Genomic DNA, 13611 nt, shown 5'->3' with positions numbered 1-13611 from the left:
AGATTTCCCATAGCGTAAGCTAGTAAGATCCCTGAAAGATGATCAGGTTGATAGGTTCGAGGTGGAAGCATGGTGACATGTGGAGCTGACGAATACTAATAGATCGAGGACTTAACCATATAATATGTAGCAATGTTATCTAGTTTTGAGAGAACATAAAAAACTTGTTGACTTTTAAAGAAAATAAGTTATAATAATGATTGTCTCAAAAGAATAATGTCTGGTAATGATGGCAGAGAGGTCACACCCGTTCCCATACCGAACACGGAAGTTAAGCTCTCTAGCGCCGATGGTAGTTGGGACCTTGTCCCTGTGAGAGTAGGACGTTGCCAGGCAATATTATTCCGCAGTAGCTCAGCGGTAGAGCTATCGGCTGTTAACCGATCGGTCGTAGGTTCGATTCCTACCTGCGGAGCCATTGGAGAGCTGTCCGAGTTGGCCGAAGGAGCACGATTGGAAATCGTGTATACGTCACAAGCGTATCAAGGGTTCGAATCCCTTGCTCTCCGCCATAGGATTTATAATATTTGGCCCGTTGGTCAAGTGGTTAAGACACCGCCCTTTCACGGCGGTAACACGGGTTCGAATCCCGTACGGGTCACCACTTTTGGAGGATTAGCTCAGCTGGGAGAGCACCTGCCTTACAAGCAGGGGGTCGGCGGTTCGATCCCGTCATCCTCCACCATATAAACTATATGAATAATATCATCGCGGGGTGGAGCAGCACGGTAGCTCGTCGGGCTCATAACCCGAAGGTCGCAGGTTCAAATCCTGTCCCCGCAACCAAATGGTCCCGTGGTGTAGTGGTTAACATGCCTGCCTGTCACGCAGGAGATCGCCGGTTCGACCCCGGTCGGGACCGCCATTTTAATAAGGCTCGGTAGCTCAGTCGGTAGAGCAGAGGACTGAAAATCCTCGTGTCGGCGGTTCGATTCCGTCCCGAGCCACCATTTACTTTAATAAAATACGCCGGCTTAGCTCAATTGGTAGAGCAACTGACTTGTAATCAGTAGGTTGGGGGTTCAAGTCCTCTAGCCGGCACCATGTAAGTTTCGGAGGGGTAGCGAAGTGGCTAAACGCGGCGGACTGTAAATCCGCTCCTTCGGGTTCGGCAGTTCGAATCTGCCCCCCTCCACCATTTACATAGGGGCATAGTTTAAAGGTAGAACTGAGGTCTCCAAAACCTCCAGTGTGGGTTCGATTCCTACTGCCCCTGCCAAATATATTTACACAACATGGCGGTTGTGGCGAAGTGGTTAACGCACCGGATTGTGGCTCCGGCATTCGTGGGTTCGATTCCCATCAGTCGCCCCATTTTTATTTTAAAAATTATAAATAATCTAATGGATACTTACATATAATTAAGTAAGAATTCGATGGGCTATAGCCAAGCGGTAAGGCAACGGACTTTGACTCCGTCATGCGCTGGTTCGAATCCAGCTAGCCCAGCCATTTTTGCGGAAGTAGTTCAGTGGTAGAATACAACCTTGCCAAGGTTGGGGTCGCGGGTTCGAATCCCGTCTTCCGCTCCAGTAAAATTTTATATGGCGGCATAGCCAAGTGGTAAGGCAGAGGTCTGCAAAACCTTTATCACCGGTTCAAATCCGGTTGCCGCCTTTTCTTTTGTGCCGATGTGGCGGAATTGGCAGACGCGCACGACTCAAAATCGTGTTCCTTCGGGAGTGTCGGTTCGACCCCGACCATCGGTATCGTTAAATGGTTATCGTGAATTACAGAAGAATTAAGTAATAGCAACGTTTAAAACGTCTTTCTACAGTTTTGTAGGAAGGCGTTTTTTTGTGTTTTCAGGGGTAATTTTGCTTGAAAAATCCACTTTTAAAATCGTATTCATTGGTCGTGTTCACAGGTAAAGAAAGGTGGTTAACTTTTGGCTAGAAGAAAAAACACTTTAGATGAAAGTGAATTAGCTGTTATTAAAAAGCAAAGTAAATCCTATGTTGAAACGTTTAATGAAGCTATCACCTTGTTTGTAAAGGATTGTGAGTTAAGAAATCTTCGACCATTTACCATTAAGTATTATTTAAATGAGTTACAGGCGTTTCTTAATTTATTAACAGAACAAGAAATAGACGTTTCTATTTTAAAACCTTATAACATGACTGAAGAACATGTAAAAGAAAACGTGATACTTTACATGAAAAATTATAGAGGAATTAAAGTAGTTTCTATTAATACTCGTTTACGTGCATTACGTGCTTTTTATAACTTCTTATACAAGCAGAAGCACATTCCTAGAAATCCAATGGAAAACATTAAGTTGTTGAAAGACAGGAAACGTATTATTCCTACTTTTTCAAAAGAACAGCTTAATAAGCTATTCCATCAGCCTAATTTAAGGACATTTACGGGCGTTAGGGATTACACAATTATGATGCTAATGCTTGAAACAGGTATACGTATAAATGAACTAGTGGGGCTGTCTGTAAAGGATATTCGATGGGAGGATAGTTTGCTTGTAATTCGTAACGCTAAAAGCTATCGAGAACGGCAAGTACCTATACAAAAAGATATGAAAAGCCAACTGAAAAAGTATATCGCTATTCGTGGGTATGTTGAAAGTAATGCTTTATTTGTCACTGTTGATGGGACACGCCTTACCAGAAGAGGAATACAGCAACGAATATCTATATACGGCAACATGGCACAAATAAAAGATGTGCGTTGTAGTCCTCACACGTTTAGACACACATTTGCCAAACTAAGTGTACAGCAAGGTGCGAATATATTTGAGTTACAAGCCATACTGGGACACACCAATATGGAGATTGTTAAAACATATGTAAATTTATTTGGTAATGACGTAAGAGAACGGCATAAAGAATTTTCCCCGTTAAAGGTACTTAATAAACGATATTTATAAAAATTTTAGACAAAGAAAAAAGCCACGTGTTACAGCACGTGACCTAAGGTTTAAAAATCGACTCAAAACTAAATAACGGACAATTTCGTATATTCAATAGCAGTTAAATAGCGGAAAAATTGCATATCAACAACAATTAAATAACGGACATTCCGTGTACTCGTCACCTCCATTATAAAGCAAAAAAATTATAATGCAAGAGGTTTAGTTTCCTATTGTCTTTTTTAGGTAATTATAAGTATGGGTGTGCGGTAATTCCGAACGTGGAATTGCCTGTAAACCACGCTAAAAACTGATAAACTGTAATTATGGACACGTATAACGTAGGGATAATTAAGGTGTGGCTTGCTATCGGTCGTGCGGAAAGTACTTAGTATGCTTTTACAAGGATAGCACCTTTCACTGGATTCCTATTCATTCGGTGAGAGTAGGTGAGAACTTACCTAGAGACTATTCTCTGAAAGGTTCGGTGGGTTATCGTTAGCATTACGGTGCTAGGGAATACATTCAGCTTGTCATTGTGGGACGATATGCAAGGGACAAGCCATTGTTAAAGGGTGTATGTAGTGAAAACTACTAAGTGAATAGGGCTACGCATACGGACACTGCATAACGCAAGCCATGTATAGTACTTATCCTTTCTAGCTTTCTTAGTTATTTTAACTTTGAAATCTAGGGGATAACTATGCTATCAGCCGTTTCTACAACCTCCGCTTCACCATGTCAAAGGGCGTTCAAAACCGTCAAGAGATTTAAAACATTTTCCACCACTAACGATGGGTAGAGGAAAATCTAAGCAACTACCACTAGCTAAGATAGAGAGAAATGGGGCTTAAACGATATATAAAGTAAGAACTATATAGGGGAAAAAGAGAAAAAGCGTTTAGCCAATAAGACCAAACGCAAACGGTAGTAAAGAGAAGGGGATACTTTCCCCTGTAACTTCAAAAAACATTATATCAGAAAATAACGGTATAATAAATAAAAAAGGACGCTTAGTTTTAAAGGACTAAACGCCAAAATGAATAGATAAGTAAAATAAGTACACAGAAGGGAAATGATTCCCTAATTTAGTATTAGTATATCATAGGATTAGGTTATAAAGAATGTTAGATTGGAAATGAGGGGTAATAAATTTGATAAAGATTGAGATTCCTGAAAGTTCTTTGAGTATTCCTGTATCAGACATTCATAAAGTTAGTTCAGATTCAGGATTTTATTTTATGAGAGATTCAAGTGGAGGAATTGTTTATATTGGAGAGTCTTTGAATTTAAGGAAGAGACTGACTAAACATATGACTGGTAAAAGTAGTACTACAAGAAGATTTCATCATGTGTTTCATTCGGTTGATGTTTTTTATTGTGATAGGAAAGACCGAAAAATTTATGAAATGTATGCTATTAACTTATATAATCCAATCGGGAATGTTGAAGGGAATGAGTCAGTAAGCAAAGTAGAATTGAAAAAGAGGCGTGAGGATTGGATAAGAAGTTTATAAAATAAAAGTTGGGATTCTAACAAAAAAATATATGGAAACACTTGTTTGATTAGGAATAATTTGAGATAATATAGAAGGTTCATTCAACCATTAACCGTTTAGAATTATAAAGGGATTTTAATTTATATCGAAAACGCTGTATAAATAGGTGGTGGTTGTATATGTTTAAATTCTTCTACAAGAAGGATTCAGATACAACAGAAATGTATTTTCATGTTAATTTTGATGTTATCATTTCTGGTGTGGCAATTGAATTTATCAGACAACTGTTAATGAACATATAGCAACTTGAAAAGGGAATGTGGAGATAATCTGCATTCTCTTTTTATTTTTAAAGTAATTTAAAGAAGATTAGTAGTGCAACTATACGTAAAACAAAAGTTAATCGCCTAGAAATGTGAATCTCGGTGAGTTATTTTATGGAAAAAGCAACCTGACAACAAGAAGCAATGAACCCTTGCTGTATCTAGTATGAAGTGAAAAATAATTCTAAAATATACCTGTAAATGGATTATGTTTCACACACATTAATATAGGGGAACTTTTAAGACCGTATACTTCATTGTGTGTGGTTTTTTGTTTGGGTATCTTTACCCATGTTTTCCTCCTAAATTCATTCTCCTTTAAGTTGTGCTTTTGGTAAGTAGCCCCTATGTCACTTGATGTAGGGGTTATTTTTATAGCAATAGAAGGAGGAAATAAACTAATATAACTACCTAAAAAGGGGGATTTAATAATGATTGGAAATGAATATAAAAACTTACCTTATAAACCTGAAATTAAACCGCAAATGCTTAAGTACATTAGGCTTTCACGAAATTTAACACAAGCAGCCGTTGCTGAAAAGCTGGGGGTAAGTCAAAGAATGATTAGCGAATACGAAAGCGGAAACGTTGAGGATTTTAGTCCGAATGTTTATGCCCGTGTGGAGGAATTAAAACGCCGCTTTCGTATCGACCGTGTGGAAATTGATTCTTATAGAAAACTGATGGAAATTAAGGCTAGACGTGGTTATAAAGTATGACAAAGAAAGTAGAAAAACTATGTGCTGCTATTTTAACTAAGGGATATAACGCTAAAGAATTGGACAGTAAAGCAAATGCCCTGTTAGATAAGCTATTTCATTTACGTGAAGTCGAGAAGGAAACAGCCATTAGCATAAAAGAAACGAAAGTAGCTATACAAGCTGTAATGCTTGCTAAGAAACGGCAGGCACAATCGAAAGGAGAAAATAATAATGTTATTTAAAATTAATCGTGAAGAATTAGATAAAGTAATTGCAGGTTACAAGCCGCACCGCTATACAAAGAAAGCTATTCAAGCATTTCAAAAAGATATGGAAGACATTCAAAAGTATGCTGAAAGTATTGAAGAAAGAAAAGCTGAAAAACAAGCTGAATTAGTGAAAGTACTTGCTGATATGGAAGCGACATATGAAATTGGCGAACGCATTTATCTTCAAAATGAACAAGACCACTTAGTAAAAGAACTTCAAGCACTAGACGTGTATTTAGAAGAAACTAAGGAACGTACAACACAGGTAAGATTAAAGTATGCCCCAGCAGTTGCACAAGCTATTGATAAAGACCGTAATGAATTACACGCCGCTTTTAATGAAGAAATGAATAAAGCTACACGGGTGGCATTGTCTGACGTAATGGACTGTGTTGCAGATGTTAGTAAAATGCTTGAATCAGAACAAAAAGAATTTGAACATGACGTATACGATTGTTTAGCTGGTGATAGTGTGGTAATTGATGAATACCGCCTTCATAATAAGATAATTAGTACGTCAACACCGTTAGAGGTAGGTAACCTACAGATTTCACCTACTCACTTTATTCAAGCTAAGGAAGGTAATAACGCCGTTAAAAATAACAGTTTTATTGTACGTAACTACTGTAAAGAAGGGAGTAATGTGTAATGCAATACAGCAAAGAAATATTAGATAAAATAAAACAAGGTGATGCTAGTATTTTAAAAGGACTGCCACCATTTGCCCTACTTTCATTAGGACTACAGTTACAGGAAGAAGTAAAAGACAAAGTAAAAGGTAAAACAAATTAAATAACATGAAATAGTAAAGGCAGCCATTTGCGGTTTGCCTTCTTTTTTTTTATTAATCACATACATATGTGTCCTTAAATTTATGATTAACGGTACTACCTTATATGTAACAACATTAAGGAGGGCTATTAATGCGAAACCTAATAACTTTAAAACAACGTTTTGGATTGAATGACAAACACATTACCTTGCTTATTCAAATTCTGCACAAGGAACAGACAGAAGGGCGTTTTTATTCATTTGAAGACTTGAAATCTTTCTCAAAGCAGGTGAATTTTATTCCTGTATTTACTGAAAAAGCAATGCTAGAAAAGTTAATTGAAGTAGCAGAAGAACTATGTGATTTAGGATTAATGCAACTGTATGAACCATATATGAACGTTTGCTATCTCGTACTACATGACATTTTTTACAACTAAGGGGGAATTTTAAAATGACAAATTTAAGTGAAGTTTTTCAAGCAGCTACTAAAAATTCGCGTTTGCGTGAGTTAGCAAATTTAGAGGCATTGGAGAGAGAACAGCGTGAACATGATAAAAAAAGTTTCAAATCTGAAGGTGATAGCTTTACCAATACTAATATGAAAGAAATCACGAAGTTAATTGAGGGTATGAACGATACAACATTAGGCTACCTACTCATAATTCAATCGTATTTACGATATGACGGCACTTTAGGGACAACTAAAACACCATTTACTAAGGTGAAAGACTTTGAAGGGATTTTGAACTTAAAGACACGTAAAACAAAAGATGTTATCAGTAAATTAACTGAAAAGGGCGTACTATACCTAAATGAAGACAAAGTTTACTGCATGAATCCTATTTATCATTTTAGAGGAAAAGTGCCACGTAGTCAGGTCAAGAATAATATTAAGCTAATTATAAATAGCATACGTGCATTACGTGACGCACAAGTTAAAGCAAAAGACCTTTCAGCGGTCTATTTTTTATTGCCTTATGTAACATATGGGCACAATATTTTAGCAAGTAATCCAAATGAAAGACAGTTAGAAAAGATTGATACGCTTAACTTGAAACAAATATCTACAATTATTGGTGTAGCTGATACCAACAAAGTATTACAAAAAATCAGACGAGTTACCTTTGAACATGAGAGATACGGGACACTATACGCATTCGCACAAGTTAGAAAAGGTGACAAAGAATATCACTTTAAGGCTAATCCGTTATTAATGCGAAGAGTAAGCGAAAGGGAATATAACTTACAAGTACCTGAAGTGCTGATAGCTGATTTTATTGTGAAGAGTAAGAAATGATACTATGCGTTTCGTGCACCTTTTTAATGAAATACTATGCCTTTTGTGCACCATATTAAATAGGGGTTAAACCCTACTGCCACAAGGGATTAGGGTGATTTTTGTTAGTGTGATTATCTCTTAATCTTTTACATTCATTTTAATTCACTATCATTAACCGTAATAAAAACAAAAAAACATATCGCATAACAGCCCGTGTTCCTGACGTCACACTTAAAGCTATTATAGCGGCACTATTCATAGTATTGATAGAAACTATTAACGAAGAATACTAACAAGAAGTGGACAAGGTGTAGGTGAAGCCGTAACCGCAGTCACGCCCGTTAGGGCGGTAAGTAACACCATAAATCTAATTAAACATAACAGGAGGTATCATAATTAATACAATGTATACAGAAATTGAAAAAGAAATTAGTAGTTATGAAGTAGATAGCTTTAAAACGTTATCTATTGAGGAATACCAGCAGTTACTTAACGGGAAGTATGAAGATTTTATTGCAGTCAAAGAACGTCCTATAAATGTAATGGTAGTGGTAAAACATGAATGTAGTATTTGTGGCAAAGTATTTTACAATAGGGCAGCAAACATGTTAGGAGGTAATGAAGAGTTACAGCACCATTGTTTTCTTAACTTAACGGGACTAGATAGTGAAAGTGATAAAGTACGCCAAAGAAGATTGGCAGAAATAGAGAAGATAAAAATTAAATTACGTAAAGAAATGTCCCCTACTGGTTAATACTAGTGGGGGTTTTTATTTGTATTAATGTAAGGTAACTCACTTGACAATAATTTACTGTTTAGTAACTGAAATAGGCGAAATAACAATGCTTGCCTGTGTGATAAATTGTGAATGTGTAAAATCTTTTTTTATAGTAATGATAGTCATTCAGCCCATGCTACACATGAGTTTGTGGGCATTTTTTGTACCGTTTGGTTTAGCTGAAAATCACAGCTATTATCCCTTGTAGTTCCTGAAGGGAATTTAAAGCCCAGTTATGAAATAGAACTAGGAACTTCCTTTTTGTTCTCTGTATTCTTTTAGTCGTCTTTTAAATGTGGCTACACTACACCCAACAAATTCAGCCCCTTCAGGCTGTGACATCTTCCCTTCTTCCACTTGTTCAATAGCATGTAATAAAGAACCTTCAATCACATATTTCTTAGACTTCCTACCAAACTTAACACCTTTTTCTTTAGCGTCTTTTATACCTTCTTGTGTTCTTTCGAGAATCATAGAACGTTCAAACTCGGCAAATGAACCTAATACCTGAAACAATAGTTTTGTTATAGGGTTGTCCATTGATTCCGCTGTAAAAAGCCCCATATTGATTATATGTACCGCTACACCTCTATTAGTTAAATCAAGTACGAATGCTTCTAGCTGTGATAATGAACGTGCTATACGGTCAGCTTTAGTTACTACAAGTGTGTCACCAGCTTTTATTGTTTCTAATAGCTTGTTTAATTCTTTTCTATCAGCTTTAGCACCACTTATCTTTTCTTTATATATCTGAGTAGCACCTTTTTCTTTTAATGTTTTAATTTGAATGTCCAGTTCCTGCTTATTTGTACTTACACGTGCGTAACCATAAATCATTATGTATTTCCCCTTTTTATCAATTTTTATTTGATACGACTTTTTGATACTTTACAAACCCTATAATACAGGGATTTCTTATCAGTGTCAATAAGTGTAGATATTTTGATACTATTTGTTTAGCCTGTCTTGTAACAAGCGTCCCTTTTTAATGTCCTCATTCGCCCCGTACAGCGTTGTTAAAATACAACTACTTTTCAATACTACTCTACGTCATAAAGCCCGTTATACAGTCGTTTGTGAGGTTTCCTGTATGCCCCGTGTATAGTAGGTATATGTACAGGTGTACCACGTCCACTGCACCACAGTACCACACCTACCTAGTGCGAGGACGCAGCAAAGACAACGGGCACGGTAGCATGGCACACAGTAAGGTAGGGGCGAAGCACACACAGCACCACACAGTACATAGTGCAGTACATAGTGCAGTGCATAGGTATAGCACACAGGCACGTAGTAAGCAGACACGCATAGCACAGGCAACGTACAACACGTAATAAGTAAACAGTAAATGTGAAGTAACACTAAAGCCGCTGTATGAAGGTGTTAAGTACGTTAGAATGAATGTTAGATAATTAATGTATTCTTTTATTTTGGAGGAAGGGGTATACAGGGGGAAGGGGCATGGTAGTAGGCTGGGTCTAATGCGTTATACATTCCTACACCACTTTTATAACTTTGAGTTACATTTACTTCCAATAGGGTAAGGGTGGTTCAATTTTAACTAACTTTAACTTACCTGTACTTGCTTTAAAAAATTACACAATATTTTTCTAACCCTTGGACTGGTAAGCATTTTATATATTGGATATACTGAAAGTAACTACTTCTTTAAGCGGGGTCATTTCTTACCTCCTACCGCTAAATATAAAAAGTGCTAGCGGTATAGTAGATGGAAAGGTGTGCAGTAAAGGTCGAATTGCTGTATGCCTCTTTTTTATGCCAATAGATACACAAAATTTAAAAAACATTTATTATTAATGTTACATGTTATACTAAAGATGACACTCATTAATACCTTTTATGTTTATTTATAACGTTAGCACACTGGTATGTGGAAGATACTGGTGTGTCTTTTTTTATACTATTTTATAGGTAATATACCCATGTCCTAGCTGTTTTTTACAGCGTCCTAATGCCATTCCCAGTGTCCTTGTACTGTCTTCCTTTACATAAATGTGTAAACTAAATACTGCGTTGTAACAATATTAAGCAAGACTTTACCAGCTTCCCTACTTTATTTAACATCTTTCAGCGAGGGCTGACAGGAAACCACATGCTTCTACATGGTATTTACAGAAGAGAGGGTAAGGGTGGGGAAATTATAGGGAAAATACAAATATAAAAATTCCTTTTTAAAAACTACACAAAACTTTTCAAAATTTTTGTAACAATTAATACCATTTTTAATACCATTACTTATAAGTATGATGAAGGTGCCAACATTATAGTAATTTATTTGACGTGTTTTCCTATGGGGACACGCTTTTTTTTATTTTGTATTTATCGAAAATAACGAGGTAGTAACGGACAGTAAAAAAGTAGCTGAAGTTTTTGGGAAACAGCACCAGCATGTAACACAAGCAATTGAGAAATTAGGTACTGAATTTAATAGCAGCGAATTTTCGCTACTATTCCAAGAAACCACTTATAAACCTGAAGGGGCAAAGCGTAGCTATAAAAAATACAACATGACTAAAGACGGATTTACTTTATTAGTTATGGGCTTCACTGGTAAAAAGGCACTTCAGTTTAAAATGATGTACATTAACGAGTTTAACCGTATGGAAGAAGAATTGAAGAAGGCAAGTGGAATTAGAATTTTACATAATGAAAATAAAAGTAGTCCGCTAGAAAATATTGTATAATATGTTTGTAACTATAATGAAAAGGTGGGGGATATAGTATGACTACTAAGGATTATATGGTTAACAAACAAGGGGCAAAAATTTATCGTGATGCTAACAAACATGAAGTTTTATCAATACCTAAAATTAAGAATGATAGGGAACAAGGGGCTATTTATGAAGTACTGTCAGTAGGTATGTTAGGAATGGACACACCTATTGTCACGGTAAAAGAGAAAGGACAAGCGGTAGCATATAGACTTCCTCAACAATATGTAGAGTGGGCTACTAGTTCACTTATGATGGCAAAAGAATTAAATGTTTCAATGTTTCCTGAAAAAGTTGAGTTTGGTTGCATTGAAACAGAAAACTATTATTATGCAGAAATACTTTAAGTAGAATAACGATATGGTAAGAAGTTTGACTATGGAAGAAATGTTTTACATAGGTATAGTTAACCTCTTAGAAAATGAAGAATTAATGTATAGGGCAGATAATGAACATGAAATACAGCTATTTAAGGGTGCTGCTATTGGTATAAGAATGTTCTTATGTAGCCTAGGGTACAAAGAAGATGATATTCAATATGGGATAGAAGCTGTGCAAAAAGGTGAAGTATCATTAGATTTTATGAAAAGAGTCAAAGATTTAACTGCAAAAGGTTTACACTAAGAAACGGAAGGCGGCTGTTAATTACAGTTGCTTTTTTTAATTTATTGAAAATGAAATCATTGTTTCTTTAAATAGATGTAATATACTTTAATTGTCTTTATTTTACCTTAATTCACTTTCATTGTTGCATAAGTAAAATACGTAATTCACTTTATTTGTATTTAATTTTAAAGCTTACACTGTATTATACTTTATTCTTGAAGTGCAGTTATGTAGGTGAAATAAAGTGATGTAAAGAAATTTAAAGTAGTTTAAATTTATATAAGGTTAAATAAAGAAATAAATAAGCGAAGTATAGAATTATGAAATAACAAAAAAGCCATACAAGTAGTATGACTTTCTTTATGAAACAATTAAGCTTTTGGTGCAGGTGTATCGCCTTTATTGTAAGCAGGTGCACCGCCATGATTACCGTGTGCTTCTAATTTACTTATACCACCAGTATTCCCATCACTATAAGCTAAATCAGGTCTTTGGGGTGACCATGTATCGCCTATATTTAATGCTGTTAGTTTTTGTTTCGTTTTTGCTATTTCATTCGTATGTCCTAATCCTAAAGACGTAATTCCTAATACAGCTAACCCTGCTATTGTTAATCCAAGCTTTTTCATTACTTTAACGCCCCTTTTTCTTCATATTTTCTCCTTGCTTCATTACTCATATAAAAATACTTACTAGCTTGTACATGATTTTCTTCTTGGTAGAATGCGTTTGCTAGAATCTCAGTGTATTCTTGCACGCAGTCCCATAGTTTTTCTTTTTTAAAGTAAGAAATCCCTTCTAAAATTACTTTTTCTAAAGATAATGCGGAAGTTTTATTATTTAGTTCTTTTAGAATCATAAAATGGGGTAGAAGTTCTTTGTTTTCAAGTTCATTACAAATACGTAGACCGTTTTCAATCAATTCTTCGGCAAGAGTATGTTCGCCTAATTTATAATACTCACGTGCTTCTACAAAAATAGCTTTGAAATGTTTAGGGTTCTTTTTCGTCACTTCGGATACATGTCGAATTGCTAAACTTGAAAGATTTTGATTCGCGTATAACCAAGCTAAGTTGTGTCGTACTCTAAGGACTAGAGATTCTTCATTGTGTTTTTGTAGAATATCTAACGCAGAATTTAGATTGATTTCCGCTTGTTCAAATTGTTTTAAATCTATGCAAGATAGCCCATAAACATTGTCACAGGAAGCTACATTAACTTCATATCCCATATGTTTAGAAAAAATATCCTTTGCCTTCGTTACATATTGAATTGCAACTAAAGGTTGGTATGTTTGATAGTGGAATGAAGCAATGCGATAATTAAATTCAGCTTCCTCTAATTCATTCAGTGCATACATTAAAAGTTTTTCCGCTTGTTCAAATTCTTCTCTCGCTTTAGTGTAATTTGAAACCATCGCTTCATGAATGCCTTTAAAGAAGTGATAATAATAAGATAAAAAGCCGCTATCAGGTACATCAAAGGAGTTAATTTCATTAAAGCTATCTTTTGTAATGTTAAGTCCATCGGTTAGCACTTTATATCTAAAGTCTAATAATGAATAGTATAATAATAAATTTTTATCTTCTTTTATAGTGGAAAGTTTATCTTCAACTTCTTGTTTTAAGTTTGTTGCTTGTACATTTTGATGTTGTAGTATAGCTTGATACCAGTCATTAAATAACTTTGAAATCTGTTCATTCCCCTTCACTGGAACACCCATGTAATCCCTTCCTTTTCTGAATAGTCTTACATTAAATAATAGCAAGAATAGAATATAATGGAA

At 35.6% G+C, this 13611-nt stretch carries 16 protein-coding genes, 15 tRNA genes and 2 rRNA genes; 30 read left to right on the top strand and 3 right to left on the bottom strand.

Annotated features, from left to right (window positions below):
- The 27 genes from PQF83_RS22305 to PQF83_RS22175 all read left to right on the top strand — a co-directional run.
- A 23S ribosomal RNA gene (locus PQF83_RS22305) occupies window positions 1–119 on the top strand; the annotation flags it as partial.
- A gap of 100 nt (window positions 120–219) precedes the next feature.
- A 5S ribosomal RNA gene (gene rrf, locus PQF83_RS22300) occupies window positions 220–335 on the top strand.
- An 8-nt stretch (window positions 336–343) separates the two neighbouring features.
- A tRNA-Asn gene (locus PQF83_RS22295) sits at window positions 344–418 on the top strand.
- 2 nt (window positions 419–420) lie between these two features.
- Window positions 421–512, top strand: a tRNA-Ser gene (locus tag PQF83_RS22290).
- 17 nt (window positions 513–529) lie between these two features.
- Window positions 530–604: transfer RNA gene (locus PQF83_RS22285), tRNA-Glu, on the top strand.
- Window positions 605–609: 5 nt separating this feature from the next.
- Window positions 610–685 (top strand) — tRNA-Val (locus PQF83_RS22280).
- 24 nt (window positions 686–709) lie between these two features.
- A tRNA-Met gene (locus PQF83_RS22275) sits at window positions 710–786 on the top strand.
- A gap of 3 nt (window positions 787–789) precedes the next feature.
- Window positions 790–865, top strand: a tRNA-Asp gene (locus PQF83_RS22270).
- 9 nt (window positions 866–874) lie between these two features.
- Window positions 875–950 (top strand) — tRNA-Phe (locus tag PQF83_RS22265).
- A gap of 18 nt (window positions 951–968) precedes the next feature.
- A tRNA-Thr gene (locus PQF83_RS22260) sits at window positions 969–1044 on the top strand.
- Between the two features lie 10 nt (window positions 1045–1054).
- Window positions 1055–1138 (top strand) — tRNA-Tyr (locus PQF83_RS22255).
- Between the two features lie 7 nt (window positions 1139–1145).
- Window positions 1146–1219: transfer RNA gene (locus tag PQF83_RS22250), tRNA-Trp, on the top strand.
- A gap of 19 nt (window positions 1220–1238) precedes the next feature.
- Window positions 1239–1314, top strand: a tRNA-His gene (locus tag PQF83_RS22245).
- 63 nt (window positions 1315–1377) lie between these two features.
- Window positions 1378–1452, top strand: a tRNA-Gln gene (locus PQF83_RS22240).
- 5 nt (window positions 1453–1457) lie between these two features.
- Window positions 1458–1532: transfer RNA gene (locus PQF83_RS22235), tRNA-Gly, on the top strand.
- 14 nt (window positions 1533–1546) lie between these two features.
- A tRNA-Cys gene (locus tag PQF83_RS22230) sits at window positions 1547–1617 on the top strand.
- A 10-nt stretch (window positions 1618–1627) separates the two neighbouring features.
- Window positions 1628–1709: transfer RNA gene (locus PQF83_RS22225), tRNA-Leu, on the top strand.
- 179 nt (window positions 1710–1888) lie between these two features.
- The gene (locus PQF83_RS22220; protein WP_000113968.1) at window positions 1889–2881 is read left to right on the top strand and encodes a tyrosine-type recombinase/integrase; all 993 of its coding nucleotides are present in this window, start codon (window positions 1889–1891) and stop codon (window positions 2879–2881) included.
- Window positions 2882–4017: 1136 nt separating this feature from the next.
- Window positions 4018–4380 (top strand): GIY-YIG nuclease family protein, encoded by a 363-nt coding sequence (locus PQF83_RS22215; protein ID WP_000590120.1) that lies wholly within the window; start codon window positions 4018–4020, stop codon window positions 4378–4380.
- Between the two features lie 161 nt (window positions 4381–4541).
- Window positions 4542–4664, top strand: coding sequence for a hypothetical protein (locus tag PQF83_RS22210; RefSeq protein ID WP_000472094.1), 123 nt, complete (start codon window positions 4542–4544; stop codon window positions 4662–4664).
- A 452-nt stretch (window positions 4665–5116) separates the two neighbouring features.
- On the top strand, window positions 5117–5404 hold the full coding sequence (locus tag PQF83_RS22205) for a helix-turn-helix domain-containing protein (RefSeq protein WP_000579931.1): 288 nt from the start codon (window positions 5117–5119) through the stop codon (window positions 5402–5404).
- Window positions 5401–5628: a hypothetical protein gene (locus PQF83_RS22200; protein ID WP_000163290.1), complete on the top strand. Its 228-nt coding sequence runs from the start codon at window positions 5401–5403 to the stop codon at window positions 5626–5628. Before PQF83_RS22205 ends, PQF83_RS22200 begins: the two co-directional genes overlap by 4 nt.
- Window positions 5618–6304 (top strand): hypothetical protein, encoded by a 687-nt coding sequence (locus PQF83_RS22195; protein ID WP_000897666.1) that lies wholly within the window; start codon window positions 5618–5620, stop codon window positions 6302–6304. Before PQF83_RS22200 ends, PQF83_RS22195 begins: the two co-directional genes overlap by 11 nt.
- Complete coding sequence (locus tag PQF83_RS22190) at window positions 6304–6447, top strand: hypothetical protein (RefSeq protein ID WP_001200132.1); 144 nt, start codon at window positions 6304–6306, stop codon at window positions 6445–6447. The genes PQF83_RS22195 and PQF83_RS22190 overlap by 1 nt, the downstream gene beginning before the upstream one ends.
- 131 nt (window positions 6448–6578) lie before the next feature.
- Entirely contained in the window at window positions 6579–6866 is a 288-nt protein-coding gene (locus tag PQF83_RS22185; protein ID WP_001245084.1) for a hypothetical protein, read from the top strand.
- 14 nt (window positions 6867–6880) lie between these two features.
- The gene (locus tag PQF83_RS22180) at window positions 6881–7726 is read left to right on the top strand and encodes a hypothetical protein (protein ID WP_000183439.1); all 846 of its coding nucleotides are present in this window, start codon (window positions 6881–6883) and stop codon (window positions 7724–7726) included.
- Window positions 7727–8112: 386 nt separating this feature from the next.
- Window positions 8113–8463, top strand: coding sequence for a hypothetical protein (locus tag PQF83_RS22175; RefSeq protein ID WP_000287823.1), 351 nt, complete (start codon window positions 8113–8115; stop codon window positions 8461–8463).
- A 270-nt stretch (window positions 8464–8733) separates the two neighbouring features.
- Here the strand turns inward: PQF83_RS22175 and PQF83_RS22170 are convergent, their stop codons facing one another.
- Window positions 8734–9324: a recombinase family protein gene (locus PQF83_RS22170; RefSeq protein WP_000639145.1), complete on the bottom strand. Its 591-nt coding sequence runs from the start codon at window positions 9322–9324 to the stop codon at window positions 8734–8736.
- A 1505-nt stretch (window positions 9325–10829) separates the two neighbouring features.
- On the opposite strand from PQF83_RS22170, the gene PQF83_RS22165 reads away from it, so the two are divergent.
- From PQF83_RS22165 to PQF83_RS22155, 3 genes are read left to right on the top strand one after another with little or no spacing between them, the layout of a single operon-like run.
- Entirely contained in the window at window positions 10830–11192 is a 363-nt protein-coding gene (locus tag PQF83_RS22165) for a Rha family transcriptional regulator (RefSeq protein WP_071727032.1), read from the top strand.
- A gap of 38 nt (window positions 11193–11230) precedes the next feature.
- The gene (locus PQF83_RS22160; protein ID WP_000208387.1) at window positions 11231–11566 is read left to right on the top strand and encodes a hypothetical protein; all 336 of its coding nucleotides are present in this window, start codon (window positions 11231–11233) and stop codon (window positions 11564–11566) included.
- A gap of 31 nt (window positions 11567–11597) precedes the next feature.
- Entirely contained in the window at window positions 11598–11843 is a 246-nt protein-coding gene (locus tag PQF83_RS22155; protein WP_000392027.1) for a hypothetical protein, read from the top strand.
- Between the two features lie 353 nt (window positions 11844–12196).
- Here PQF83_RS22155 and PQF83_RS22150 read toward each other — a convergent pair whose 3' ends face one another.
- Window positions 12197–12454: a hypothetical protein gene (locus PQF83_RS22150; RefSeq protein WP_000733021.1), complete on the bottom strand. Its 258-nt coding sequence runs from the start codon at window positions 12452–12454 to the stop codon at window positions 12197–12199.
- Complete coding sequence (locus PQF83_RS22145; protein WP_000538826.1) at window positions 12454–13548, bottom strand: response regulator aspartate phosphatase; 1095 nt, start codon at window positions 13546–13548, stop codon at window positions 12454–12456. Before PQF83_RS22145 ends, PQF83_RS22150 begins: the two co-directional genes overlap by 1 nt.
- Between the last annotated feature and the right edge of the window lie 63 nt (window positions 13549–13611).

The sequence above is a fragment of the Bacillus sp. FF-1 genome (assembly GCF_028548245.1).
Classification (GTDB): domain Bacteria; phylum Bacillota; class Bacilli; order Bacillales; family Bacillaceae_G; genus Bacillus_A; species Bacillus_A paranthracis.
The sequence above is the reverse complement of the archived record's forward strand: the minus strand, read 5'-3'. Positions and strand labels throughout refer to the sequence as shown.

Excerpts from the sequence above, each read along its gene's own strand:
- PQF83_RS22200 (WP_000163290.1), top strand. The coding sequence starts at position 5,401 with ATGACAAAGAAAGTAGAAAAACTATGTGCTGCTATTTTAACTAAGGGA.
- PQF83_RS22180 (WP_000183439.1), top strand. The coding sequence starts at position 6,881 with ATGACAAATTTAAGTGAAGTTTTTCAAGCAGCTACTAAAAATTCGCGT.
- PQF83_RS22185 (WP_001245084.1), top strand. The coding sequence starts at position 6,579 with ATGCGAAACCTAATAACTTTAAAACAACGTTTTGGATTGAATGACAAA.
- PQF83_RS22160 (WP_000208387.1), top strand. The coding sequence starts at position 11,231 with ATGACTACTAAGGATTATATGGTTAACAAACAAGGGGCAAAAATTTAT.
- PQF83_RS22190 (WP_001200132.1), top strand. The coding sequence starts at position 6,304 with ATGCAATACAGCAAAGAAATATTAGATAAAATAAAACAAGGTGATGCT.
- PQF83_RS22170 (WP_000639145.1), bottom strand. The coding sequence starts at position 9,324 with ATGATTTATGGTTACGCACGTGTAAGTACAAATAAGCAGGAACTGGAC.
- PQF83_RS22210 (WP_000472094.1), top strand. The coding sequence starts at position 4,542 with ATGTTTAAATTCTTCTACAAGAAGGATTCAGATACAACAGAAATGTAT.
- PQF83_RS22155 (WP_000392027.1), top strand. The coding sequence starts at position 11,598 with ATGGAAGAAATGTTTTACATAGGTATAGTTAACCTCTTAGAAAATGAA.
- PQF83_RS22205 (WP_000579931.1), top strand. The coding sequence starts at position 5,117 with ATGATTGGAAATGAATATAAAAACTTACCTTATAAACCTGAAATTAAA.
- PQF83_RS22145 (WP_000538826.1), bottom strand. The coding sequence starts at position 13,548 with ATGGGTGTTCCAGTGAAGGGGAATGAACAGATTTCAAAGTTATTTAAT.
- PQF83_RS22195 (WP_000897666.1), top strand. The coding sequence starts at position 5,618 with ATGTTATTTAAAATTAATCGTGAAGAATTAGATAAAGTAATTGCAGGT.
- PQF83_RS22150 (WP_000733021.1), bottom strand. The coding sequence starts at position 12,454 with ATGAAAAAGCTTGGATTAACAATAGCAGGGTTAGCTGTATTAGGAATT.
- PQF83_RS22175 (WP_000287823.1), top strand. The coding sequence starts at position 8,113 with ATGTATACAGAAATTGAAAAAGAAATTAGTAGTTATGAAGTAGATAGC.